Origin of the sequence: Bradyrhizobium sp. 63_E2_N1_3, assembly GCF_052076005.1 — a bacterium.
Taxonomy (GTDB): domain Bacteria; phylum Pseudomonadota; class Alphaproteobacteria; order Rhizobiales; family Xanthobacteraceae; genus Bradyrhizobium; species Bradyrhizobium barranii.
In genome coordinates this window covers 7,633,748-7,657,676 of sequence record NZ_CP197235.1, presented here as the reverse complement: position 1 = coordinate 7,657,676, position 23,929 = coordinate 7,633,748, and the positions used below count along the sequence as shown (strand labels likewise).

The following is a 23,929-nucleotide window of genomic DNA, read 5'->3' as shown; positions in this document are numbered from 1 at the left end:
AAGGTCGGGCAGAATCACCATGCTGGAGAATGAACCTGTTACGGGGACGGAAGGCGGGTTGAAGCGCTGGCTCGAAGGCGTCGGTCTTGGACATTACACCGATCTCTTCGCGCAGCACCGCCTCGATCTCGATGTGATGGGGGACCTGACGGAATCCGACCTGGTCGAGCTCGGATTGCCGCTCGGCGATCGCAAGCGGCTTCAGCGCGCGATGTCGGCGCTATTCCACGCTGAGACCGCCGAGAAGCCCGATACGGCCGCGCGCCCGCAAGTCCGGGCGGAAGTCGGTGCCGAACGGCGTCAGCTCACCACCATGTTCTGCGACATGGTGGATTCGACCTCGCTGTCGGTGCAGTTCGATCCGGAAGACGTGCGCGACATGATCGCGAGCTTTCGCGAGACCTGCGTCCGCGTGGTGAAGCATTACGAAGGGTTTGCCGCGCGCTTCGTCGGCGACGGTATCCTTGTCTATTTCGGCTATCCGACCGCGCATGAGGACGATGCCGAGCGATCGGTGCGCGCCGGGCTCGAGATCGTGCGGGTGCTGTCGACCGCGCGCGCGATCGAGCCGCGCGGTGCGCTGAGCCACGCCCCCGCCGTCCGCATCGGGATCGCAACCGGTCTCGTCGTGGTCGGCGACCTCGTTGGCCAAGGCACCGAGGAGCGCGATTCCGCGGTCGGAGAAACCGTCAATCTCGCCGCACGCCTGCAAGGTCTGGCGCCGCCCAACGGCGTCGTGATCTCGGCCTCGACACAGTCGCTGCTGAAGGGCAAGTTCGACTACCGCAATCTCGGTGTCCATGCGCTGAAGGGCATCTCGGAGAAGACGCAGGCCTGGCACGTGGTGCGCGCCTCGCGGGCGGAGACCCGCTTCGCCGCTTCCATGGGCGGGCGGTTGACGCCGCTCGTCAACCGCGAGGAAGAGATCGCGCTGCTGATGGGGCGCTGGCAGCAGGTCAAGGACGGCGACGGCCAGGTCGTGGTCAAGTTCGGCGAGCCCGGCATCGGCAAGTCGCGCATCATCCAGGAGATATTCGACCGGATCGCGGGCGACCGCCATGGACACGTCTCGTTCCAGTGCTCGCCCTACTACACCTCCACGGCGTTCTATCCGTTCTCCGAGCAGCTCAAATTCTCGCTCGGCCTCGACCGCGAGGATCCATCCGCGACGTCGCTGGCGGGTCTGGAGACCGCGATCGCCGCCGCCCATGGCGACATCGAGCAGGTCACGCCGCTGTTTGCCGCGCTGCTGTCGATCCCGACCGGAGACCGCTATCCGCCGCTCGACCTGTCACCGCAGCAGCAGAAGGATGCGACCGTCGCCGCGCTGGTCAATCATTTCCTCGGCCTTGCGCGCGACATGCCGCTGGTGATCGCGCTTGAGGATCTGCACTGGATCGACCCGACCTCCCGCGAGGTGATCGACCTCCTCGTCGCCCGGGTGCAGAACCAGCCGGTCCTTGTCATCATCACCGCGCGCTCCGAATTCCAGCCGAGCTGGAACGCGCATTCGCACATCACCACGCTGGTGCTGAACCGCCTGAGCCGGCAGCTGCGCACGACGCTGGTCGAGCGCGTCGCGGGCCGCGAGCTTCCCAAGGAGGTGGTCGAGGAGATCATCGTCAAGACCGACGGCGTGCCGCTGTTCCTGGAAGAGCTGACCAAGACCGTTCTCGAATCCAACCTCCTGACCGAGCGGCACGGGCGCTACGTGCTGTCGGGCCCATGGCGGCAGCTCGCGATCCCGGCGACCCTCACCGACTCGCTGATGGCGCGGCTGGACCGGATGGGACCGTTCAAGCGCATCGCGCAGATCGGCGCCACCATCGGTCGCGAGTTCTCCTACGCGACGCTGCACGCGGTCGCCAATACGCCGGCGGAGCAGATCGAGGCCGCGCTCAATCATCTGGAGGAGGCCGGGTTGATCATGCGCCGCGGCCATCCGCCCGGCGCGCTCTACTCCTTCAAGCACGTGATGATCCAGAACGCCGCGCACGACAGCCTGCTGCACAGTGAGCGGCGCAAGCTGCATTCGCGGATCGCGCAGGTGCTCGCCGAGATGTATCCGGAGAAGACCGAGCGCGAACCGGAGCTGCTGGCCCATCACCTCACCGAATCCGGCCAGAGCGAGGGCGCCGCCAGCTTCTGGCTCAAGGCCGGCAAGCAGGCGGCCAAGAGCGGCGCCAATCTGGAGGCGATCGGGCATTTGCGCCGGGGCTTGAGCGTCGTGCAGGCCAATGCGCGCATGCAGGGCGCCGACGAGATGGAGCTGGAGCTGCGCATCGCGCTCGGCAACGCTTTGATTGCCGCCAAGGGCTACGCCGTGCAGGAGGTCGAGGAAAACTACATCCGCGCGCTCGAGCTCGGTCAGCAGCTCGACGACGACGAGAAGGCCTTCGCCGCCACGCGTGGGCTCTGGGTCTGCCATTTCATCCGTGCCGATCTCAGCCGCGCGCACGATCTCAGTGTCGAGCTGTTGAAGTTCGCCAAGCGCGAGCGGCTGAACGAGCGCACGCAGCCGGCGCAGCAGACCGGCTATCTGATCGAGGCGCACCGCTCGATCGCGATGACGATGCTCTATCGCGGCCGTTTTGCCGCCTCCCAGCACCATCTGCACCGCTGCATCAACCTCTACAGTCCCGATCTGCACTCCGATCTGATGGAGCGGCACGGTACCGATCCCGGCGTCGTTTCGCTGTCCTATCTCGGCTATCTCCTCTGGTTCCTCGGCCGGCCGGACGCGGCGCGCCAGCACAGCGAGCAGGCGATCGCGAATGCCGAGAAGATCCGCCATCCCTTCACGCTCGCCTTCGCGCTCGTGTTCGGCGCCTATCTGTGCCAGCATTTGCGCGACGTCGAGGGTACGCGCGACCACGCCAACCGCGCCATGATCATCGCCACTGAGCACAATTTCCTGCACTGGAAGCAGCAGGCGGCGATCCTGCGCGGCTGGGCGCTGGCCCAGCTCGGCGAGGCCGACGAAGGTCTCAGCCAGATGCGCCTCGGCCTCGACGAATACGAGGCGATGGATTCCTGGCTCGCCGGCTGCTGGTTCCGCTGCCTGCTTGCGGAAGCCTATGCCAAGGTCGGGATGCGCGATGCCGCCTTGCGCGCGCTGGACGGCGCGCTCGCGACCGCGAGACGGACCGGCGATCACTCCTATCTCGCCGAGGTCTATCGGCTGCAGGGCGAGATCACGATGTCGGACGGTGATCCGGCATCGGTGCAGGAGGCCGAGGACCTGTTCGCCCTGTCGCTGGAGACCGCGCGCAAGCAGGGCGCGCTGTCATGGGAGCTTCGGACCGCCGTCAGCCTTGCGCGGCTGTCGCACCAAGCCGGCAAGCGCGAGCACGCAAGTCTTCTGCTTTTGCCGATCGTCGGCAAGTTCAGCGAGGGCTTTTATACTCCGGACCTGAAGCAGGCGATGCAGCTCCTCAGCGAGCTCGGCGGAGACGTGCCCGTCCTTGAACAGGCCGATGCGATGAAATGAGCGATCTTGCCGCCGCGCGTGCGCGCTACGTCGAGTTGATTGCGAAGCGAGAGCGGATCTCCTCACCACGCCTGCTCGAAGCGCTCGCCGCCATCCCGCGCGAGGATTTTCTGGCGAAGGGACCCTGGCGTATCAAGAGCGAGGCGGCGCGCGGCTACCGGCTGACGCCGGATGCCGATCCCGTTCATCTCTACGACAATGTGCTGGTCGCGATCGATGCGCGCCGCAAGCTCGACACCGGGCTGCCGAGCCTGTGGGCGCACTTCATCGATCTGCTCGACGTCGGGGAGAAGGACCGCGTGGTCCAGATCGGCTGCGGTCTCGGCTATTTTTCCGCGGTGTTGTCGAAGATCGTGGGGCCCAAGGGCACGGTGCATGCAATCGAATGCGACGGGCGGCTTGCGGCGCGTGCCGCGAATTACCTTCGCCCCTATCGCAATGTCGAGGTCGTGCATGGCGATGGATGCGAGGAGATCGGCGAGCCCGCCGACGTGATCATCGTGCATGCCGGCTTCCCGCACCCGCATCCGCTCTGGCTTCAGTCGCTCCGCCCGCACGGCCGCCTCCTGGCGCCGCTGACGCAGCGCGACCGCGAGGGCGCCGCCCTCAAGATCACGCGCAAGGGCAGGGGGTTCGAGGCCGAGGCGGTGCAGCAGATCCGGATCTTCCCCGGCCAGGGTCGCGGTGTGACCGCACTGGACGACCGCGTCGCCGACTGGTGGCAGCGCGCCTCCGCGCTGGCGCCACTGCGTTTTCGCGCCATCGAGCAGGGGCTGCCGTCGGATGGCTAATGCTTGGTTTCGTTTTACCTTGATTCCGTTTGTGAGTTTCCAGCATCTCGCGGTGCGGCTATGAGTGCGGCTTGATGGCCATTCGAGCGCGCTCCATGCATTCCGTTGCCCTGCTGACCGCCAGCTACGCCAAGGATATCGAACGCTTTTCGCTGCTCAGCGAGAGCATCGACACCTGGCTCTCGGGATACACGCGGCATTATGTTCTCGTTAACGATGAGGACGTGCCGCTGTTCGCGCGGTTCGCGTCCGACAAGCGCGTCATCGTTCCGGCCTCGAATTATCTGCCGAAATGGCTGTGGGCGCTGCCGCCGGCGCTTCAGTTCCTCAGCAAGCGCCGGGTCTGGCTGTCGCTGCTGTCGTCGCCGGTGCATGGTTGGCACATCCAGCAGATCCTGAAGATCGCCGGCGTGCTCAACGCATCCGAGCAGCGCGTCTGCATCCTGGACTCGGACAATCTGTTCTTCCGCGAATTCGACGTCGGCCAATATGCCGGCGCCGAGAAGACGCCGCTGTTCGTCACCCCGAAGGACATCGGCGCCGACCATCCGTTGCACGGCCTGTGGCTGCGCACTGTCGATCAGCTTCTCGGTATCAAGGAGCGCTCGTTCCCCGCCGACGACTATGTCGGCAACGCGCTGGTCTGGGACCGGGACACCGCGCGCGCGATGACCGACGCCATCAAGGCGGCGACGGGCTTGAACTGGGTTCTGGCGCTGTGCCGGAAGAAGAAGTTCTCGGAGTATCTGATGTACGGACACTTCGTCGCGAACTCGCCCGCGCATCTGGCCACCCATCGGGTCACCGAAGACAGCATTGCGGTCTCGCATTGGGACGACACGCCCCTCGACCGTCCCGCCATCGAAGCGATGATGGGCGCGGCCTCGCCCGAACAGGTCGCGCTCTGCATCCAGTCCTATTCGTCGACCTCGATCGACGACATCCGCGACGTGTTCCGCCTTAGCTCGCGGGATCGACGCAGCCCGAGCCTGTCTCCTGAAGATATGGGTGATGCGGCCGAATTCGAAGTGCCGGCGAAGACGCGCTAAGGCCGCGTCTCAGGCGTCTCTCGTGAACTTGCTGATGACGTCCATGAACGGCTTCGGCTTGAACTCGCCGTCGAGCGGCAAGGGGCGGTTCGGCTGCTTGTCCGCGCGGGCGAAGGTGCCGTTGATCCAGCTATAGCGATCCGAGAGGCCCCAGGTCAGGATCGAGCGCACCGGGCCGCTGGTCGAGATCGCGGTCAGGAGGTCGTCGACGCGCTTGGCGACGATGGCGTCGCGCTCCGCCGGATTGCCTGTCAGCTTCTGGTCGTCGACATCGAGCTCGGTGACGAGCACATCGAGGCCCCAGGAGCGCAACTCGGTGACGAATTCGGCGAGCCCATGCGTGTCGATCTCGAGCTCGGCATGCAGATGCGATTGCAGGCCTACGGCGTGCAGTGGCACGCCCTGGTCGAGCAGGTCCATGATCAGGTTGCGGTACGCCGCGCGCTTGGCAATGAACGAGTCCTTCGCCGACTCGATGTCATATTCGTTGATCGCGAGCTTGACGAAGGGATCGGCCGCGGCCGCCGTGCGGAAGGCCAGCGGAATCCAGCGGTTGCCCAGATGCTGCGTCCAGAACGTGTCGCGCCGGTCGGTGATCTTCTTCGGATTGTCCGGGATCGGCTCGTTGACGACGTCCCACGACGTCAGCTTGTCCTTGTAATAGGACACGACGGTGCCGATGTGGTCGACATAGGCGCGCTCGACGTCCTTGGTGTCCTTGATCTGCTTGGTCCAGTCCGGAATGTCGTGATACCAGGCGAGCGCGTGGCCGCGCATCGTCAGATCGTTCTCCCTGGCGAAATCCAGAATCGCGTCGGCGCGCTCGAAGTTGAACGTGTGCGCGTTCGGCCGCAGCATCGGCCATTTCAGCTCGAGCACCGGCACCACCTGGGTGCAATAGGTGCTGATGGCTTCGCCGAGCCTGGGATCGGCTTGCAGGTCCCAGAGCGTCGCCGCAGCGCCAAAGCCCGGACGGCGCTGCGCGAGTTTTGATGCCGGTGCGGCGGACGCCGATGCCCCCGCCGCGAGTGCTGCGGCGCTGCCGAGGAGAAATTCGCGTCTGTCGAGCCTGGTCACGGTGGGACGTTCCTTTGGGAACCAACGCGCCATCGTACCAAGCGGCGCCTTGCGACGCCGGGGTTTCCTGTCGTTGGGTTAACCTTTGCGGATGTCCGGTGCGCAACGCGCGTGGCGCTGCATCGCTGTTCCAGTCTGGATCAGGGTTTCGTGTCGTGATCGCTCGAACCGCCCCAGGGAAAGGGCAAATTTAACGCTAACGCGCGAAAGCGGCCTTCCAGCCTCATTCGCCGCCCGATCTGCAGACTTATGTGACACTCTTGAGAGATGCTGCGGCGCAGTTTGTTCGCCCCGCCAAGGTCATTGATTAACGGCCGTCACCATCGCAACACCGTTGCCGGTCCTGTGCTCGCATGCTGAACCGCCATTTCTCGATTTATCTCGTCGCCTACATCCTGCCCGCAGCGGTGGGTTTCTTTGCGGTCACGGCCTACACGCGGCTGCTGACGCCGGCCGAGTACGGCGTTTATGTCGTCGGCATCAGCCTTGCCGGCATATTGGGCGCGATCTTCTTCGCCTGGATCAAGCTGTCGGTGTCCCGCTATCAGGCGATGTCGGCGGAGGTTGATTTTCGCGGCACGGCGATGGTCGCCTTCGGGCTGACGGCCGCGGTCCTCTGCGCCACCACGCCGCTGGTCATTCTGTTCCGCAGCGACCTCAGCGTCGAGCTGCTGCTCGCCAGCATGTTCGTGGCGATCATGGCCAATGCCGTCGATGTCGGCCAGGAATTCGAACGCGCCAAATTGCGCCCCTATAGGTTCGCGGCGATCTCGATCGTCCGCAGCGTGTCGAGCGTCGGCTTTGGCCTGCTCGGCATCTGGCTCGGCTGGGGTGGGTTGGGACTGCTCGCCGCGTTCGGTCTGGGCTCGCTCACCGGCATCATTCTCAATCTCGTCGGCGACCGCACGAAGATCGCGCGCTTCCAGCGCAGCCAGTTCATGCAGCTGGCGCGCTACGGCCTGCCGCTGACGCTGGCCGGATTGTCCGTTGCGGTCTATTCGGCCTGCGACCGGCTCATCGTAGCCTATTTGCTCGGCAAGGACGCCGCCGGCATTTTCGGCGTCGCCGCCGATTTGCCGCGCCAGTTCATGGTGATGATCGCCTCCAGCGTCGCCGCGGCAACCGTGCCGCTGGTGTTCCGCTCACTATCCGAGAAGAACAGCGAGACGACGCGAGAGCGGCTGAGCGAGAGCCTCGAGTTGCTGCTCGTCGTCGTCGCACCCGTCGCCGTCTGGCTCGCGCTCGCGGCCGACCAGGTCGCGGGCACGCTCGTCGGCGTCGATTTCCGCGCCGGCGTGTCGGCGCTGCTGCCGACGCTGGTGCTCGCGCGCTTCTTCGGCATCGCCAATCAATTCTATGTGCAGATCAGCTTCCAGCTCGCCGAGCGGCCGTTCATGCTGGCGGCGCAGTCGTTCCTCACGCTCGTTTTGAGCGTGGCACTGATGTTTGCGCTGGTCGCCGGCTACGGCCTTTACGGCGCAGCGCTCGCCACCCTCGCCACCGAAGCGCTCGGCTTCGTCGTCGCCGTCGCCCTGATGCACCGCGCCCATCCCGTGCCGTTCGACGTCAACCGCCTCGCCGGCGTTGCGGCTTCGGCTGCGGCGATGGCGGGCGCCATCCTCATTGCGCGGACACAGGTCGGCGGTACCGGTATCGTGGCGTTGATGGTCGTCAGCTCCGCGGGCGGGGTTGCTTACGCCGCTGCGGCCTGGCTGCTCAACGTCGCGAATGTGCGGACGTTGTCGCTGCGCTTCCTGCGGACGTTCAATCGCAAGGCGCTGGGCGTATAGAACCCGCGCTACCCCGCCAGAAAGCCGCCATCCACGGCAATGACGGTGCCGGTCGCATATTGCGAAGCCGGCATGCAGAGGAAGGCAACGGCGCCGGCAATGTCCTCCGGATGTCCCCAGCGCTTGAAGGCAGTGCGGTCGGCGATGCGCCGATAATGCGCAAGGTCGCTGCGGCCGGCGGCGTTGATCGCGGTTTCGATATAGCCGGGCGCGACCGCGTTGACGCGGATGCCTTCTTCGGCCCACTTCAAAGCCAGCGCCTTGGTCAGCATCACGACGCCGCCCTTGCTGGCGCAATAGGCGGGAATCCGCGGCAGCGCCAGCGTCGCGTTCATCGAAGCTATGTTGACGATCGATCCCGTCTGCTCCGCGAGCAGGGGATGAAAGGCCATGCAGGTCCGGAACGTGCCGGTGAGATTGACGTCGAGCACCTTTATGAAGGTCTCGATCTCGAATTCCTTGTCGCGCGCGAGAATACCGGCGCAGTTGATCAGCGCGTCGACGCGCTTGTGTTTCCGGGCGAAGGACGTGACGGCCTCGTCATCGGTGACATCGAGCGTCGCGAGCGTGAGACCCGCGCGCGGTTTGAGGAGGGTGCGGGCAAGATCGGCCTCGTTCGCACCCGTTGCTGTCACTGTCGCACCCAGATCGCAGAATTGATTGCTGATGGCGGCGCCAATGTCACCGGCGCCGCCGATCACGACGGCATGAAAGCCGGGGGCGAGAGAAAAATTCGGATTCATCGGGAATGTCTCACTTCAGGGATTTCGGAGGCGCAGCCGTCGACTCGCGGACGACCAGCGAGAAGTCGATCTCGCGATGCATGATGGTCTGCTCGCCGGCGAGGCTGCGCACCAGATATTCGCCGGCGCGCTGCCAGGTTTCTCCGGTCGGTACGTGGATCGTGGTCAGGCTCGGCCGCAAATGCCGGCTCCAGTCGAGGTCGTCGAAGCCGACCACCGATAGGTCACGCGGCACCGAAAAACCGCTGCGCTCGGCTTCGAGCAGCACGCCATAGGCGATGACGTCGTTGCCGCAGACAACGGCTGTCGGACGGTCCTCGAGGCCCAGGAGATAGCGCGCCGCCTCGCGCGCGTCGTCCAGCGTATAGGGCACCTCGACATGCCATTGCGAAGGCAATTCGAGCCCGTTCTCCGTCAGCGCGCGGCGAAAACCGGCGACGCGCGCGCTGGCGCGGTCGTTGTTGCGCTGGAGCGCCGAGACGATCCCGATGCGGCGATGGCCGAGCTCGATGACATGCGCGGCGGCGCGATGGGCGGCGGCTTCGTTGTCGGTGCCGACGCAAGGATAGGGCCGGTCGGGCTGGTAGATGCCGACATTGATGAACGGTACGGCATTGTCCGCCAGCAGCTTGCGCAATCCGTCGTGATGGCAATCGCCGCGCAGCACGAGGCCGTCGACACCGCGGCTGATCAGATTGCGCGCCTGCTGCAATTCGACGTCGAGATCGTAGCCGCTCGTGGTGAGAAACAGCATGTATCCGACCGACGACAGATATTGCTGCAGCGAGGCGATGCCGCGCGCGAACATCGTGTTGTCGATCGTTGGAACGATTGCGCCAAGCGTGCGCGAGCGGCGTGACGACAGGATGCGCGCCGGCGCATGCGGGATGTAGCCGAGCGCGTCGATGGCCTGCTCGATACGCGCCCGCAAGGAAGGGCTCACCGCGTCGGGGTTGTTGAGGGCGCGCGAGACCGATGCCGTCGAGACGCCGGCGCGGGCCGCCACGGCGCGGATGCCCTGTTTCACAGACTTGGCGTTGGTCAGTCTCATGAATGTAACGTTACATCGGGCGTAGCGAACCGCATGGTAGCGGCAATGTCGCAAATCTGCCGCAGATTGTGCGGCTTGTCCATCGCTTGACACGGCGAATGCGAGGTCTATTTTGTAACCGTTTTCAAGCGCTGCTCAAACGTTTTCAAAATGGTCCGCCAGCTTAAGGCGGCCAGCCGGGAGGAGAGTTCGATGAAGGCCAGGATGCTCGCGACCCACGTCGCGTTGCCCGTTCTCGCGATTGCTGCGGCGACCGCGCAGGCGCACGCCGCCGATTTCGACTGGATGAAGTTCAAGGGCAAGACCGTCACCTTTCTCGCCAACAACAATCCGGTGTCGCAGGCGCTGCTGACCTACAAGGCCGATTTCGAGAAGCTGACCGGCATGACCCTCAAGGTCGACGGCTATCAGGAGCAGCAGATGCGCCAGCGTCTGGTGACCGTCATGAATGCGAACAGCGACGAGGTGGACGTGTTCATGACGCTGCCCTCGCGCGAGGGCGAGCAGTTCGCCGCCGCCGGCTGGTACGGCGATCTCACCGCGATGGCCAAGAACGAGGTGGCCAAGGAATACGACCCCAACGGATTGAGCCAGGCCCTGCTGAAGGCCGCGACCTTCGGCGGCAAGCTGACCAGCATGCCTATGAACATCGAAGGCCCGATCTTCTATTACCGCACCGACATCTTCAAAAAGTGCGGCCTCGAGGCGCCGAAGACGATCAAGGACGTCGAGGCCGCTGCCGAGAAGATCAAGAGCTGCGACAGCACGGTGACGCCGTTCGTCTCGCGCGGCCTCAAGCCCGCGATCGCCTATACCTTCAGCAACATGCTGCACAATGTCGGCGGCAGCTATGTCGCAAACGGCAAGTCGAACCTCTGCTCAGCCAAGGGCAAGGAAGCGCTCGACACCTATAGCCGGCTGCTGCGCGATTTCGGACCGCCTGGCGTCGTCAACTACAGCTTCCAGCAGATTTCGGCGCTCTACCGCGGCGGCCGCGCCGCGATGGCGTTTGAGTCGTCGAATGAATTGCGCACGGTGATGGAAGGCGGCGCGCGCCTGAAGGACACCGGCCTGCTGCCGTTCCCGGCGGGCGATGCCGGCCAGGTGCCGACCACGATCGGCTGGGGCATGGCAGTGTCCTCGCACAGCAAGCAGCCGGATGCGGCCTGGTACTTCGTGCAGTGGGCGACCAGCCCCGAGGTGCAGAAGAAGATGGCGCTTCAGGGCATTGCCCCGCCGCGTCCGTCGGTCGCCAAGGATCCTGAATATCGCAAGTGGATCGACGAGGAGCCGGTGCGGAAGGAATGGCAGGCCGCGCTCGACGTGCTCGCCACCAAGGGCTCCTCCGAGGTCGGCTATCCCATCGTCGCCAATCCGCAATCGCGCGAGTTCATCGGGCAGGCGGTGCAAGATCTGATCCTGAAGCAGAAGACCGTCGATCAGGCTTGCGCGGATGCCGACAAGGCCCTGGATGCGCTAATCGCGCTGAACTAACGGCCTCATGCCGGCAGGCTTGCTGCCTGCCGGCACCCAACTCGATCGAGGATACGAACGCATGTCTGATACGGCTGCGACACTCACGCAGGACCGGCAGAAGCTGGAGATGGCGGCCCTATCGGCGCCGGCCGTGGTCTTCACGGTCGCGATGATCGCGTTTCCGGTCGTCTATACGATCTGGCTCGGCTTCCAGACCTTCTCCTCGACCGGCAAGCAGTCCTTCGCTGGCCTCGCCAATTATTCGAAGCTGATCTCCGATTACGAATTCTGGCACGGGCTGTGGATCACCATTGCGCTATTCGTGCTGTCCTTGGTGCTGCAGCTCGTCTTCGGCGTCTGGTTGGCGCTGGTGCTGTTCCACGCCAAGCGGCTGCCGGGGATCGTGCGCTCGTTGTTCATTTCGCCCTTCATGATGCCGCCGGTGGTGGCGGGCATGATGTGGCTGGTGATCCTCGATCCGTCGCTCGGTGCTGCCAACTATATCCTCCAGTCGTTCGGCCTGCCGCCGTCGGACTGGCTGGCCTCGCCGACCTGGGTCATTCCTACCGTGGCTCTGATCGACAGCTGGCAGTGGACGCCTTATGTCGCCCTGATCGTGCTGGGCGGCCTGCAATCCCTGCCGCCGAGCGTCTACGAGGCGGCGCAGATCGACGGCGCGTCTCCATTCAGGACTTTCCAGCGCATCACGCTGCCGCTGCTGCTGCCGACCATCGTCACCGCGGCGATCCTGCGCAGCGTCGATCTGCTGCGCTTCTTCGACATCATCTACATCACGACCCAGGGCGGCCCGGGCAACGCCTCGAACACGCTCAACATCTACGGCTTCCGGGTCGGCTTCGAATTCTTCAACATCGGCTATGCCAGTGCCCTGATGCTGACGCTGACGGCGATCGTGTTCGGCGCCGTGCTCGCCTTCAATCGCCTCCGCGGCGCGGTGGCCTGGTGATGTCATGAACGATGCCGCCAACACCGACCGCTGGATCCGCTGGCTCAACACGGTGCAGCTCCTGCTCGCCGGCGTGCTCATCATGGCGCCGACGGTCTGGATGGTGCTGTCCTCGTTCAAGCCGTCGTTCGAGGTCACCGCGTATCCGCCGACGCTGAGCTTCTCGCCGACGCTGGAAAACTATGTCGAGCTGACCAGGACCACGCCGTTCCTCAGCTACGCGCTCAACAGTCTCATCGTCACCGTTGGCTCGACCGCGCTCGGTCTGCTGTTTGGAATTCCTGCTGCCTTCGCCGTCTCCTGGACGCGGATTTCGTGGCCGGCCATCCTGACGCTCGCCGCGCGCATGGCGCCCGGCACGTTGTTCCTGCTGCCGTGGTACGTGATGTTCCGGCAGGTCGGCATGATCGGCTCCTACACCGCGCTGATCCTCAGCCACGCCGTCATCACGCTGCCGATCGTGATCTGGGTTTTGCTGCCGTCCTTCGACGGCATTCCGCGCAGCGTGTTCGAGGCGGCGCAGGTGGATGGGTGCAGCGCCACGCGCATCCTCTGGCGCATCGCGCTGCCGCTGGTGGCATCAGGCGTCGCCGTCTCGGCGATCCTGGCCTTCGTGTTTTCGTGGAACTACTTCCTGTTTGCGCTGGTGCTCTCCAACGGCGACACCAAGACGCTGATCGCGGCGGCCTTCAACTTCATCGGCGAAGGCTCGACGCAATGGGGCGCCCTCATGGCGGCTGCAACGCTGATCGCGTTGCCGCCGCTGGTGCTGGCGGCCCTGGTTCAGCGCTGGCTGGTGTCCGGACTGACGCTCGGTGCGGTGAAAGGCTAGGTATCGAAATGAACGTGTCGCCCCGTCCGAATTCGATCATGCAGGCCGCGGTCTTCCACGGCAATGACCGTATCACCATCGAGCGCGTCGCGATGCCCGATGTCGGCCCAGGTGAAGTGCTCGTCCGCGTCTCGCGCACTGCGCTGTGCGGCTCCGACTTCAAGCTCTGGCACAAGGGCGCCGAGTTCACCGCCGGCCACGAGATCTTTGGCGTGGTCGAGCAGCCCGGTCATCGCCTGCACGGCCGCCGCTGCGCCGTCTATATCCCTTTGCACTGCGGTCACTGCGCCGCTTGCAAGCGCGGCGACACCCAGATGTGCCTGGACGTCTCCAGTCTGATCGGCTGGAACAGGCCGGGCGGCTATGCCGAATATGTGCCGGTGCCGGAAAACTGCCTGCTGCCGGTGCCCGATGATATCGAGGACAGCCTTGCGCCGCTGCTGCTCGACACCATCGGCACGTCAGGCCACGCCGTGCGCTTCGTCAGCCGCGTCGTGCCGCCGAATGAGGCGGGGCCGGTCCTCGTGATGGGTGCGGGGCCCGTCGGCCTTGGCGTCGTGCTGGCGCTCCGCGCGCTCGGCTACGACGACATCTACGTCGCCGATCCCAACGCCACACGCCTGAAGATCGCCCAATCCTTCGGCGCGAAGGCGCATCCCGTCGGCGACACTTCGAAGCGCTTTGCCCTCATCATGGAATGCTCCGGCGCCCATGCGGCGCGCAACCTCGGCATCGAGCTGGTCCTGCCGCGCGGTGCGCTGGTGCTGGTCGGCGAGAACGCCGCGCCCTGGACCATCGAGGAAGGCAAGGTCTTCCGCCGCAAGGATTTTTACATGATCCGGACCTTCTACTTCCCGGTCTCGGATTTCGAGCCGAATGTCGAACTGCTGCGCAAGTACAAGGACGAATACCGCGTCCTGGTCGATGGCGAGTTCGGCCTGTCGGCTCTGCCAGAGAATTTCGCCCGCTTCGCCAAGGGCGAGCTGATCAAGCCCGTGCTGGCGCTGGACTGAGCGATCATGGCCTCGATCTCTATCCGCAACCTCACCAAGCGCTACGGCAACTTTACCGTGATCCCCGATCTCAATCTGGAGATCGCGGACCACGAATTCGTCGTCTTCGTCGGCCCGTCCGGCTGCGGCAAGTCGACCTTGTTGCGCATCATCGCCGGCCTCGAGCCGATTTCGTCCGGCGATCTCTACATCGGCGACAGGCGCGTCAACGGCGTCCAGGCTGCGCAACGCGATATCGCGATGGTGTTCCAGGATTACGCGCTCTACCCGCACATGCGGGTCTACGACAACATGTCGTTTGCGCTGGAGCTGCGAGGCACGCCGAAGGCCGAGATCGACGCCCGCGTGAAGCGTGCAGCCGCACTGCTGCACATCGAGCCTTATCTGGATCGCAAGCCGAAGGAGTTGTCCGGCGGCCAGCGCCAGCGCGTCGCCATGGGCCGCGCCATCGTGCGCAATCCCAAGGCCTTTTTGTTCGACGAGCCGCTCTCCAATCTCGATGCGAAGCTGCGCGGGCAGGTGCGGGCGGAGATCAAGGCGCTGTCGCAGGAGCTGAAGACCACCATGGTCTTCGTGACGCATGACCAGATCGAGGCCATGACCATGGCCGACCGGATCGTCGTGCTCCAGAGCGGCACGATCCAGCAATACGATACACCGGAGACGGTTTACGAGCGGCCCGCCAACCAGTTCGTCGCCGGCTTCATCGGCTCGCCCGCGATGAATTTCTTCCCGGTCGAATGGCGTCAGGAGCGCGCGATCCTGTCGCAAGGCGGAACGGTGGTGCCGCTGGACGGCGAGACCGCTGGCTGCCTGAGCAAAGCCGGCAACGCCGTGCTGGGCATTCGCCCCGAACACTTTGCCATCGCCACTGATGCCGCCGATGGCATCGCCATCAACGTCAAGCTGGTCGAGCCGCTCGGCTCGGACACGCTGATCCATTTCGATCTCGCCGGCGGCTCCGCCATCGCGCGGGTCGATCCGGCGCTGCGGCCGAAGGTTGGTGATCGCATCAATCTGCGCCCACAGTCGGGCAAGACGCATTTGTTTGCTGCATCCAACGGACAGGTCCTGCGGTGAGCGCGCCGGCCAATATAGTGGATCTCGCGGACGTTGCGTCCGGCACGAAGCCCGTGCACGTGATCTGCCTCGGGCTATCCGCGCTCGACCAGGTCTGGCGCGTCGATCGGCCATTCGCGGGTGGAAGCGAGAAGATCAAGGCCGTCGAGTACGGTACGCTTGGCGGCGGCATGGCCGCCAATGCGAGCGTCGCGGTAGCGAAGCTCGGCGCGTCCGTCGCGTTCTGGGGACGGGCAGGGAATGACGCCGCCGGCCACGAGATGAAATCGGCCTTCACCGCTGAAGGCGTCGATGTCGAGAATTTCCGGCTGTTCCCCGATGGCCGCTCGTCCGTGTCCGGGGTCATCGTCGACAACTCCGGCGAGCGGCAGATCGTGAATTTCCGTGGCCTTTACCCGGAGACCGCAGACTGGCTTTCGCTCGAAGCTGTCGCGCGCGCATCCTCCGTGCTGGCCGATCCGCGCTGGGTCGAGGGTGCCGCGACGCTGTTTCGGGAAGCGCGATCGCGCAACATCCCGACGGTGCTCGACGGCGACATGGCCGATGCCGAGGTATTCGAGCGGCTGCTGCCCTTGACCGATCACGCCATCTTCTCCGAGCCTGCACTCGCCGCCTTTGCCGGCTCGGCCGAAGATAAATCTCTCGCAGCCCTTGCGCGCTTCGGCTGCCGCGTCGTCGCCGTCACGCGCGGCGAGGGCGGCGTGAGCTGGCACGAGAACGGCCAACTGCACCGGCAGGCCGCCTACGCCGTCGACGTCGTCGACACCACGGGCGCGGGCGACGTCTTCCACGGCGCCTATGCGCTCGCAATCGGCGCCGGCCTCGACGTGCGCGCCGCCATGGCGTTTTCGGCGGCGACGGCCGCCATGAAATGCCGCCACGCCGGCGGCCGTAACGGAATCCCCGAGATCAACGAGTGTCTTGTATTCATGAGGACGAAGCCATGAGAACGATTGGAAAGAACCGCGGCCTGGCACGGCTTGCTGACGCGGATGGCCATTTTCGCATGGTCGCGCTGGATCAGCGGCCGCCATTGTTCGACGCCATTGCAAAGGCGAAGGGGATCACGCGGGATCAGGTCGAATATTCCGACGTCACGGCGGCCAAGCGTCTCCTGGTCGAGAACCTCGCACCGCATTGCAGTTCGATGCTGTTCGACCCGAACTTCGCAGTGCCTGCCGCTATCGACCTGCTGCCGCCGCGCTGCGGCCTGATCATGACGCTGGAAGAGCACCGCGTTGAGGAAACCGCGGGCGGCCGCAAGTCGCGCGCGATCACCAATTGGAGCGTGGAGAAGATCCGCGCGATGGGCGGCGACGCCGTCAAGGTGCTGGCCTGGTACCGGCCGGACGCCGATGCCGCGGTGAACGAGCACCAGAAGCGCTTCGTGCGCGAAATCGGCGAAGACTGCGCCCGTCACGATATCCCTTACGTGCTCGAGTTGCTGGTCTACCCGTTCCTCGGCAGCGCCAATCACACGGCCGATTACGTGGAATCGCCCGGCAAGCTCCCGGGCCTCGTCATCGACAGCGTGCGCGAATTTGCCAAGCCCGAATATGGCGTCGATCTCCTCAAGCTGGAGAGCCCGCTTGCAGCCAACAGCCTGCCGGCGCGTGACGGCAGCGCGGAAGCAAAGGCGTCGCAGAAGGAGTTCGATGCGATCGGCGAAATCTGCCGCGAACGCAGCATCCCCTGGGTGTTGCTGTCGGGCGGCGCTGCGCCTGAAAAGTTCGAGCGCGTGCTCGACTACTCCTATGCCGCAGGCGCAAGCGGTTTCCTGGCGGGCCGCACCATCTGGCTGGATGCCGTCCTGAAGAACTTTCCGGATCGCGCAGCGGTGTCGGCCAGCCTGCGCAAGGATGGCCTTGGGGTGCTGGAACGGCTCAATCAGCTGACCACGGCCAAGGGCACGGCGTGGAAGGCGCGCTTCCCGGTGTTCGCTGATATCAAGCAGGAAGGTGACTTCGCGCGCGCCTACTGAGATGGTAACGGTCCCGCGTGGTCTCACCTCGGTCGCAGGACCTGCAATATGACGACTGACAGCTTCACGATCCGCTCGATCGAGGCGTTCTGCTATCGCTATCCCTTGGCGACGCCGGTGGTGACGTCGTTCGGCAAGATGCTCAACCGACCGGCCGTCTTCGTTCGCGCAGTCGACGAGGACGGTGTCGAGGGATGGGGCGAAGCCTGGTCCAACTTTCCTGCACCGGGCGCCGAGCACCGTGCCCGGCTTGTCAACGAAGTGCTGGCTCCGGGCCTTGTCGGGCGCAGGTTCTACGGCCCCGCCCAGGCTTTCGAGGTCCTGACGAAGGGTACCGAAGTGCTGGCGCTTCAATGCGGCGAGCCCGGTCCGTTCGCGCAGGCGATTTCGGGCATCGATCTCGCGCTGTGGGATCTCTCCGCGCGCCGGCAGCGCTTGCCGCTGTGGCGGCTTCTCGGTGGGCAGTCGCGCAGGATCAAGGTCTATGCCAGCGGCATCAATCCGGGCGGCGCCGCGCAGGCGGCCGAAGCCGCGCTCGCGCGTGGCCATCGCGCGTTGAAGCTGAAGGTCGGCTTCGGTGCCGAGACCGACCTCGCCAATCTGGCCGCGCTGCGCGCGATCGTCGGTGCGGGCATGCTCGCTGCCGATGCCAATCAGGGCTGGTCGGTCGATCAGGCGCTGGAGATGGTGCCGCGGTTGGCCGCGTTCGATCTGCGATGGCTGGAGGAGCCCATCCGCGCCGACCGGCCGCGCGAGGAATGGCGCAGGCTGCGGGCAGCCGCGAAAATGCCGATTGCCGCGGGCGAGAACATTTCGAGCGTCGAGGGATTCAAGGACGTCCTGGCCGAAGACGTGCTCGGCGTCGTTCAGCCCGACATCGCGAAATGGGGCGGGCTGAGCGCATGCGCTGGCGTCGCGCGCGACATTCTGAAGGCGGGCAAGACGTTCTGCCCGCATTATCTCGGCGGCGGCATCGGACTGCTTGCCTCGGCGCATCTGCTTGCGGGCATCGGCGGCGACGGCTGGCTCGAGGTCGACGCCAACGATAATCCGCTGCGCGACCGGTTCTGCGGTGCCGTTGCCAATGTCACTGATGGTACGATCGTCCTCGGCGAGGAACCGGGGCTCGGATTCACGCCAGACCTGTCGGGAATCGCGAACTATCGCAGCCTGTAGACGGCTGCGACACCTGCGTCGTCAGGCGCCGCGCAGGCCAGTTTCCCCTTGCGTTCTATTCCTCGTCGCGGAAAGCTGCCGGCGAGACGGGCAGCCGCCTTCACATTTCATAACGATGGCCGGAGCCATGTCTCGCCGAGCTTGAAAATCAAAGTTCGTTCTGCTCATTAGGGATCTGCAATTGCGCTGCAACATGCGCAAAAAGCCCATCGACTAAAGTCGATAGCCAGCGAGGAAACGAAAAAATGCGCAAGCTCACTTTGGCCATTGCCGTGATCGCCCCGATGCTCGGTCATGCCGCGTCGGCTGAGGACACCCTCAAGATCGGCTACATCGATCCGCTCTCCGGCGGTGGTGCCAGCGTCGGCGAGGGTGGTCTGAAGACATTCCAGTATCTGGCCGACGAGCTCAACGCCAAGGGCGGCATTCTCGGCCACAAGATCGAGATCGTGCCGCTCGACAACAAGACCAATCCGCAGGAAAGCCTGGTGCAGGCCCAGAAGGCGATCGACGCCGGGGTCCACTACATCACGCAAGGCAACGGCTCGTCCGTCGGCGCGGCGCTGTCGGATTTCGTCACCAAGAACAACACGCGCAATCCCGGCAAGGAAGTGCTGTACTTCAACTACGCCGCCGTCGATCCCAGCCTGACCAACGAGAAGTGCAGCTACTGGCATTTCCGCTGGGATGCGAGCTCCGACATCAAGATGGAGGCGCTCACCAACTACATGAAGGACACCGCCTCGATCAAAAAGGTGTACCTGATCAACCAGGACTATTCGTTCGGTCAGTCCGTCCGCTCCGACGCGCGCAAGATGCTCGGCGCCAAGCGGCCCGACATCCAGATCGTCGGCGACGAGCTGCATCCGCTGCTGAAGGTCACCGATTTCTCGCCCTATATCGCCAAGATCAAGGCGTCCGGCGCCGACAGCGTCGTCACCGGCAATTGGGGCCAGGACTTCGCGCTGCTGCTCAAGGCTGCCGCTGACGCCGGCCTGAAGGTCAACTGGTACACCTATTATGCCGGCGGCGCCGGCGGCCCCACTGCCGTCAAGCAGACCGGTCTCGATCATCAGGTCTTCCAGATCACCGAAGGCTTTGCGAATTCCGGCAACAAGACCGCGATGGATTACGAGAAGGCGTTCCGCGCCAAGGTCAATCTGTCGCTCTGGTACCCGCGTGCGGTCAACGAGATGCGCATGTTCAAGGCGGCTGCTGAGAAGGCCAACTCGATCGATCCCGTGAAGGTGGCGGCGGCGCTCGAGGACCTGAAGTTCGAGGTCCTGGACGGCGGCAACGGCATCATGCGCAAGGACGACCACCAGTTCCTTCAGCCGATCTACATTTCCTCCTTCGGCAAGCTGACCGAGAATGAGCCCTTCGACGAGGAAAACACCGGCTGGGGCTGGCACCTCGTCTCCAAGGTCGACACGGCGCAGGCCATGGTCCCCACGACCTGCAAGATGGCGCGGCCGTAATCACGACATCCGTCGTTTTCCCGCGGCCGACATCGGTCGCGGGAAGGCGGTGGCCGGACTATTCTTGATTGGGCGATGTTCACCGGGGCCATCAGGCCCCGGACAGAGACGAGTGCGCTGTGCTTGAACTCATTGTCATTTCGACCCTGAACGGCGTGCTGTTCGGCATGCTGCTCTTCCTGCTGTCGAGCGGGCTGACCGTCATCTTCAGCATGATGGGCGTGCTCAATTTCGCGCATGCCAGCTTCTACATGCTCGGCGCCTTCTTCGGCTTCCAGCTCACCAAGTGGATCGGCTTCTGGCCGGCGCTGGTGCTGGCGCCGCTGCTGGTCGGCGCCATCGGCATGGCGGTGGAGCGCTACGGCCTGCGCAACACCCACAAGCACGGCCATGTCGCGGAACTGCTGCTGACCTTCGGTCTGGCTTTTGCGATCGAAGAGATCGTGTCGATGATCTGGGGCAAGAGCCCGGTCGACTACCGCGTGCCGTCGTTGCTCGACTTCCCGGCCTTCACGATCTTCTCGACCAACTATCCCGCCTACAAGATCTTCATGCTGGCCGTGTCGGTCGTGATCTTCGTGGCGCTGCTGGTCGTGCTCAAGCGCACCCGCGTCGGCCTGATCGTGCAGGCGGCGCTGACGCATCCGCACATGGTCGGGCATCTCGGCCACAATGTCGGGCGGGTGTTCATGGTGGTGTTCGGCGTCGGCAGCGCGCTCGCCGGCATTGCCGGCGTCATCGCCGGTCCGGCCCTGGTCACGCAGTCGGACATGGCCGCGGCGCTCGGGCCCATCCTGTTCGTCGTCATCGTGTTCGGTGGCCTCGGCTCCTTGCCCGGTGCTTTCATCGCCTCGCTCGTCATCGGACTGGTGCAGACCTTTGCGGTGGCGCTGAACGGCTCGCTGGCGAGTGCGTTCGGACCGCTCGATCCGTCGACGGGACCGTCGGTCCTCACCGACATCTGGAACGTCACAATCGCGCAGGTCGCGCCGATCGTTCCCTATATGCTGCTGGTGCTCATTCTGATCGTTCGCCCCATGGGCCTGATGGGGACGCGCGAGTCATGACCGCCAAACCGATTTCGACATCGAAGCCCGCCGGCGACGGCCTGCGCTTCTACGGCGTCTGGCTGATCGGCATTGCCGCGCTGATCGTCCTGCCGCTGATCTTCTCCTCCGGCGGCTCGCTGACGTCCTTCAGCCTGATCGGCATCGCGATCGTCTTCGCGCTCTCCTACAACATCCTGCTCGGCCAGACCGGACTGCTGTCGTTCGGTCACGCCGTTCACTATGGTCTTGGCGGTTTCGCGGCCTGCCACATGATGAATGCGGTGGTGTCGCACGGCTGGCCGATCCCGCTGCCGTTCATTCCGCTGTTCGGCGGGATCGGCGGTCTCGTCTTCGCGATCATCATCGGCTGGGTCATGACCAAGCGCGCCGGCACCGTGTTCGCGATGATCTCACTCGGCATCGGCGAATTGGTGGCGTCGTCCTCGCTGATCCTGCGTTCGGTGTTCGGCGGCGAAGCCGGCATCACCACGGATCGCACGGCGCTGCCCAAGATGTTCGGCTGGTCGTTCGGGCCGCAGGTTCAGGTCTATTACCTCATCGCGTTCTGGCTGGTGCTGTCGGCGATTGCGATGTACGCGCTGACGCGGACGCCGCTGGGGCGGATCAGCAACGCGGTCCGCGACAATCCCGAGCGCGTCCAGTTCATCGGCTACGATCCTCACGTCGTCCGCTATCTCGCCTATTGCTTTGCCGGGTTCTTCGCGGGCGTCGCCGGCGGCCTGACCGCGATCAATTTCGAGATCGCGAACTCCGCGCTGCTCGGTGCGATCCAGTCTGGCCTCGTGCTGTTCTCCACCTTCATCGGCGGCATCGCCTATTTCTTCGGGCCGATCCTCGGCGCGATCCTGGTGACCTATCTCCAGCTCGGGCTGACAGGCCTCACCAGCGTCTGGCAGCTCTATTTCGGCATCATCTTCATCGGCATCGTGATGTTCGCGCCGGGCGGCATCGCCGGCCTGTTGATGATGCACCGGCCGCTGGTTCGCGCCGGAACGCTGTGGACGGTGATCCCGTCCTATCTCGTCGCTGTCGTGCCGACCCTGGCGCTCGCCTGCGGCGTCATCCTCACCATCGAGACGGTCGCGCGCTATTCCGGCGGCGACCCGATCAACCTGTTTGGCATTCCGTTCAATGCGAAATCCCCGGTGACGTGGATTTCCGCAGCAGTTCTCGTCGTCGGCGGTGCGTTCGTCGCGCGGCTGAGCTGGCGGAGGATCGCGGACGCGTGGGACAGGGCTGCGACGGTCGCCCGTGACCGGGGGTATCTGGCATGAGCGGAGCGGTACCCGGAAAAAGCGCAGCCATCGAAGTCCGCGCCGTCGAAAAACGCTTCGGCAATGTCGGCATCATCCGCGACCTTAACCTCAGCGTCGCGAAAGGCGAGCGTCACGCCGTCATCGGTCCGAACGGCGCCGGAAAATCCACGACGTTCAATCTGATCAGCGGCCACATCAAGCCGACCTCGGGCGAGGTGAAGCTGAACGGCGATGTGATCTCCGGCCTGCGGCCGTTCGAGATCAACCGGCGCGGCCTGTCGCGCTCGTTCCAGGTCACCAACGTGTTCGCCCGCATGTCGGTCTGGGAGAACGTCCGCTGTGCCGTGCTGTGGGCGACGGGGCATCGCTACGCCTTCTGGAAGAACGTCGACAGCCTGCCGGAAGTGCGCGAGCGCACGGCCCAGATCCTGGACGACATCCATCTCACGCACCGGCGCGATGTTCCGGCGGGACTTCTGACCTACGCCGAGCAGCGCGAGCTCGAGATCGGCATCACCATCGCGAGCGGGGCCACGGTCGTCATGCTCGACGAGCCGACCGCCGGCATGAGCCACGCCGAAACCGACCGCGCGGTGTCGCTGATCCGGCGGCTGACCGAGGGCAAGACCCTGGTCATCGTCGAGCACGACATGAGCGTCGTGTTCGGCCTTGCCGACCGCATCTCCGTGCTGGTCTACGGCCACATCATCGCCTCGGGCACGCCGGAAGAGATCCGGCGCGATCCGAAGGTCAAGGAAGCCTATCTCGGCGAGGAAGCGCATTGATGCTCGAGGTCAGGGATCTCCACGCCTATTACGGCAAGAGCCACATCCTCCAGGGCGTCGACCTCGATGTCGCCGCAGGCGAGGTCGTGAGCCTGCTCGGCCGCAACGGTGTCGGCCGCTCCACCACGGTCAAGGCGATCATGGGCGAGGTCGCGCCGCAAGGCACGATCCGCTTCAAGGGCAAGGACATCGCCGGCCTTCCCAGCTACAAGATCGCGCACCTCGGCCTCGGTTATGTCCCTGAACATCGCGATATCTTCCCGAGCCTGACGGTTCGCCAGAACCTGCTGCTCGGCGTCAAGGACACGCGCCGCCCCGGCAAATGGCGGCTTGAGGACATGCTCGAGATGTTCCCCAATCTCGCCGCGCGTGCCGATACGGCCGCGGGCGTGCTGTCCGGCGGCGAGAAGCAGATGCTCACGACCTGCCGGACGCTGATGGGCGATCCGGACCTCATTATGATCGACGAGCCGACCGAAGGTCTGGCACCGCTGATCGTGCAGCAGGTCGGCGATCTCATCGCGCGCATCGCGCAGGCCGGTGTCGCCATCCTGCTCGTCGAGCAGAAGCTGTCAATCGCGATGCGGATCTCGAAGCGCGTCTACATCATGGGCCACGGCCGCGTCGTGTTCGAGGGGACGCCGGACGAGCTCAAGGCCAATGCCGCCGTGCGCCAGGAATGGCTTGAGGTCTGACGCTCACATTGTCGTGTGACGCGCGCGTAAAATAGAACGGCTGCAAGCCGCGCATACGCATCTGAATTCTTCGCTACATCTCACGCTTCATAATCAAGGTATCGTCGCACTCGCCGGCATCGCAATCGA

20 protein-coding genes are annotated in these 23,929 nt (G+C 64.8%); 17 read left to right on the top strand and 3 right to left on the bottom strand.

The window, feature by feature from the left end; translation table 11 throughout:
* Positions 1–19 precede the first annotated feature (19 nt).
* From AB7531_RS36315 to AB7531_RS36305, 3 genes are all read left to right on the top strand, one after another.
* Entirely contained in the window at positions 20–3,490 is a 3,471-nt protein-coding gene (locus tag AB7531_RS36315) for an ATP-binding protein (RefSeq protein WP_063985370.1), read from the top strand.
* Complete coding sequence (locus tag AB7531_RS36310; protein WP_063985369.1) at positions 3,487–4,281, top strand: protein-L-isoaspartate O-methyltransferase family protein; 795 nt, start codon at positions 3,487–3,489, stop codon at positions 4,279–4,281. The genes AB7531_RS36315 and AB7531_RS36310 overlap by 4 nt, the downstream gene beginning before the upstream one ends.
* A gap of 95 nt (positions 4,282–4,376) precedes the next feature.
* Positions 4,377–5,330, top strand: a complete 954-nt coding sequence (locus AB7531_RS36305; RefSeq protein ID WP_063986670.1) for a DUF6492 family protein — start codon at positions 4,377–4,379, stop codon at positions 5,328–5,330.
* A gap of 9 nt (positions 5,331–5,339) precedes the next feature.
* Here AB7531_RS36305 and AB7531_RS36300 read toward each other — a convergent pair whose 3' ends face one another.
* Positions 5,340–6,407 carry an endo-1,4-beta-xylanase gene (locus AB7531_RS36300; RefSeq protein ID WP_063985368.1) on the bottom strand — a complete coding sequence of 356 codons (1,068 nt, stop codon included), beginning with the start codon at positions 6,405–6,407 and terminating at the stop codon, positions 5,340–5,342.
* A gap of 353 nt (positions 6,408–6,760) precedes the next feature.
* Here AB7531_RS36300 and AB7531_RS36295 point away from each other — a divergent pair, with 353 nt between their 5' ends.
* Entirely contained in the window at positions 6,761–8,197 is a 1,437-nt protein-coding gene (locus AB7531_RS36295) for a lipopolysaccharide biosynthesis protein (protein WP_063985367.1), read from the top strand.
* An 8-nt stretch (positions 8,198–8,205) separates the two neighbouring features.
* Here the strand turns inward: AB7531_RS36295 and AB7531_RS36290 are convergent, their stop codons facing one another.
* Entirely contained in the window at positions 8,206–8,940 is a 735-nt protein-coding gene (locus AB7531_RS36290) for an SDR family NAD(P)-dependent oxidoreductase (RefSeq protein WP_063985366.1), read from the bottom strand.
* Between the two features lie 10 nt (positions 8,941–8,950).
* A complete protein-coding gene (locus tag AB7531_RS36285) occupies positions 8,951–9,991 on the bottom strand; it encodes a LacI family DNA-binding transcriptional regulator (protein WP_063985365.1) in 1,041 nt (346 codons plus the stop codon).
* 192 nt (positions 9,992–10,183) lie between these two features.
* On the opposite strand from AB7531_RS36285, the gene AB7531_RS36280 reads away from it, so the two are divergent.
* The 13 genes from AB7531_RS36280 (at position 10,184) to AB7531_RS36220 (ending at position 23,800) form a co-directional block, all read left to right on the top strand.
* Positions 10,184–11,485 carry an ABC transporter substrate-binding protein gene (locus AB7531_RS36280; RefSeq protein WP_063986669.1) on the top strand — a complete coding sequence of 434 codons (1,302 nt, stop codon included), beginning with the start codon at positions 10,184–10,186 and terminating at the stop codon, positions 11,483–11,485.
* A gap of 61 nt (positions 11,486–11,546) precedes the next feature.
* Positions 11,547–12,434: a carbohydrate ABC transporter permease gene (locus AB7531_RS36275; RefSeq protein WP_063986668.1), complete on the top strand. Its 888-nt coding sequence runs from the start codon at positions 11,547–11,549 to the stop codon at positions 12,432–12,434.
* A gap of 4 nt (positions 12,435–12,438) precedes the next feature.
* Complete coding sequence (locus AB7531_RS36270; RefSeq protein ID WP_063985364.1) at positions 12,439–13,266, top strand: carbohydrate ABC transporter permease; 828 nt, start codon at positions 12,439–12,441, stop codon at positions 13,264–13,266.
* Positions 13,267–13,274: 8 nt separating this feature from the next.
* On the top strand, positions 13,275–14,279 hold the full coding sequence (locus AB7531_RS36265; protein WP_063985363.1) for a zinc-dependent alcohol dehydrogenase family protein: 1,005 nt from the start codon (positions 13,275–13,277) through the stop codon (positions 14,277–14,279).
* A 6-nt stretch (positions 14,280–14,285) separates the two neighbouring features.
* A complete protein-coding gene (locus AB7531_RS36260) occupies positions 14,286–15,359 on the top strand; it encodes an ABC transporter ATP-binding protein (RefSeq protein WP_063985362.1) in 1,074 nt (357 codons plus the stop codon).
* A gap of 17 nt (positions 15,360–15,376) precedes the next feature.
* On the top strand, positions 15,377–16,306 hold the full coding sequence (locus AB7531_RS36255; protein ID WP_245328487.1) for a sugar kinase: 930 nt from the start codon (positions 15,377–15,379) through the stop codon (positions 16,304–16,306).
* Entirely contained in the window at positions 16,303–17,340 is a 1,038-nt protein-coding gene (locus AB7531_RS36250; protein ID WP_063985360.1) for a tagatose 1,6-diphosphate aldolase, read from the top strand. Before AB7531_RS36255 ends, AB7531_RS36250 begins: the two co-directional genes overlap by 4 nt.
* A 48-nt stretch (positions 17,341–17,388) precedes the next feature.
* Positions 17,389–18,516 carry a mandelate racemase/muconate lactonizing enzyme family protein gene (locus AB7531_RS36245; RefSeq protein WP_063985359.1) on the top strand — a complete coding sequence of 376 codons (1,128 nt, stop codon included), beginning with the start codon at positions 17,389–17,391 and terminating at the stop codon, positions 18,514–18,516.
* Between the two features lie 245 nt (positions 18,517–18,761).
* A complete protein-coding gene (locus tag AB7531_RS36240) occupies positions 18,762–19,994 on the top strand; it encodes a branched-chain amino acid ABC transporter substrate-binding protein (protein WP_063985358.1) in 1,233 nt (410 codons plus the stop codon).
* Between the two features lie 119 nt (positions 19,995–20,113).
* Positions 20,114–21,061 carry a branched-chain amino acid ABC transporter permease gene (locus AB7531_RS36235; protein ID WP_028158956.1) on the top strand — a complete coding sequence of 316 codons (948 nt, stop codon included), beginning with the start codon at positions 20,114–20,116 and terminating at the stop codon, positions 21,059–21,061.
* Complete coding sequence (locus AB7531_RS36230; RefSeq protein WP_063985357.1) at positions 21,058–22,338, top strand: branched-chain amino acid ABC transporter permease; 1,281 nt, start codon at positions 21,058–21,060, stop codon at positions 22,336–22,338. Before AB7531_RS36235 ends, AB7531_RS36230 begins: the two co-directional genes overlap by 4 nt.
* The gene (locus AB7531_RS36225) at positions 22,335–23,105 is read left to right on the top strand and encodes an ABC transporter ATP-binding protein (protein ID WP_063985356.1); all 771 of its coding nucleotides are present in this window, start codon (positions 22,335–22,337) and stop codon (positions 23,103–23,105) included. The genes AB7531_RS36230 and AB7531_RS36225 overlap by 4 nt, the downstream gene beginning before the upstream one ends.
* A complete protein-coding gene (locus tag AB7531_RS36220; protein WP_063985355.1) occupies positions 23,105–23,800 on the top strand; it encodes an ABC transporter ATP-binding protein in 696 nt (231 codons plus the stop codon). The genes AB7531_RS36225 and AB7531_RS36220 overlap by 1 nt, the downstream gene beginning before the upstream one ends.
* Positions 23,801–23,929 lie beyond the last annotated feature (129 nt).

Bases quoted from the DNA above. Each gene is read 5' to 3' on its own strand.
- AB7531_RS36315 (WP_063985370.1), top strand. From the start codon at position 20: ATGCTGGAGAATGAACCTGTTACGGGGACGGAAGGCGGGTTGAAGCGC.
- AB7531_RS36310 (WP_063985369.1), top strand. From the start codon at position 3,487: ATGAGCGATCTTGCCGCCGCGCGTGCGCGCTACGTCGAGTTGATTGCG.
- AB7531_RS36305 (WP_063986670.1), top strand. From the start codon at position 4,377: ATGCATTCCGTTGCCCTGCTGACCGCCAGCTACGCCAAGGATATCGAA.
- AB7531_RS36295 (WP_063985367.1), top strand. From the start codon at position 6,761: ATGCTGAACCGCCATTTCTCGATTTATCTCGTCGCCTACATCCTGCCC.
- AB7531_RS36290 (WP_063985366.1), bottom strand. From the start codon at position 8,940: ATGAATCCGAATTTTTCTCTCGCCCCCGGCTTTCATGCCGTCGTGATC.
- AB7531_RS36285 (WP_063985365.1), bottom strand. From the start codon at position 9,991: ATGAGACTGACCAACGCCAAGTCTGTGAAACAGGGCATCCGCGCCGTG.
- AB7531_RS36280 (WP_063986669.1), top strand. From the start codon at position 10,184: ATGAAGGCCAGGATGCTCGCGACCCACGTCGCGTTGCCCGTTCTCGCG.
- AB7531_RS36275 (WP_063986668.1), top strand. From the start codon at position 11,547: ATGTCTGATACGGCTGCGACACTCACGCAGGACCGGCAGAAGCTGGAG.
- AB7531_RS36270 (WP_063985364.1), top strand. From the start codon at position 12,439: ATGAACGATGCCGCCAACACCGACCGCTGGATCCGCTGGCTCAACACG.
- AB7531_RS36265 (WP_063985363.1), top strand. From the start codon at position 13,275: ATGAACGTGTCGCCCCGTCCGAATTCGATCATGCAGGCCGCGGTCTTC.
- AB7531_RS36260 (WP_063985362.1), top strand. From the start codon at position 14,286: ATGGCCTCGATCTCTATCCGCAACCTCACCAAGCGCTACGGCAACTTT.
- AB7531_RS36250 (WP_063985360.1), top strand. From the start codon at position 16,303: ATGAGAACGATTGGAAAGAACCGCGGCCTGGCACGGCTTGCTGACGCG.
- AB7531_RS36245 (WP_063985359.1), top strand. From the start codon at position 17,389: ATGACGACTGACAGCTTCACGATCCGCTCGATCGAGGCGTTCTGCTAT.
- AB7531_RS36240 (WP_063985358.1), top strand. From the start codon at position 18,762: ATGCGCAAGCTCACTTTGGCCATTGCCGTGATCGCCCCGATGCTCGGT.
- AB7531_RS36230 (WP_063985357.1), top strand. From the start codon at position 21,058: ATGACCGCCAAACCGATTTCGACATCGAAGCCCGCCGGCGACGGCCTG.
- AB7531_RS36225 (WP_063985356.1), top strand. From the start codon at position 22,335: ATGAGCGGAGCGGTACCCGGAAAAAGCGCAGCCATCGAAGTCCGCGCC.
- AB7531_RS36220 (WP_063985355.1), top strand. From the start codon at position 23,105: ATGCTCGAGGTCAGGGATCTCCACGCCTATTACGGCAAGAGCCACATC.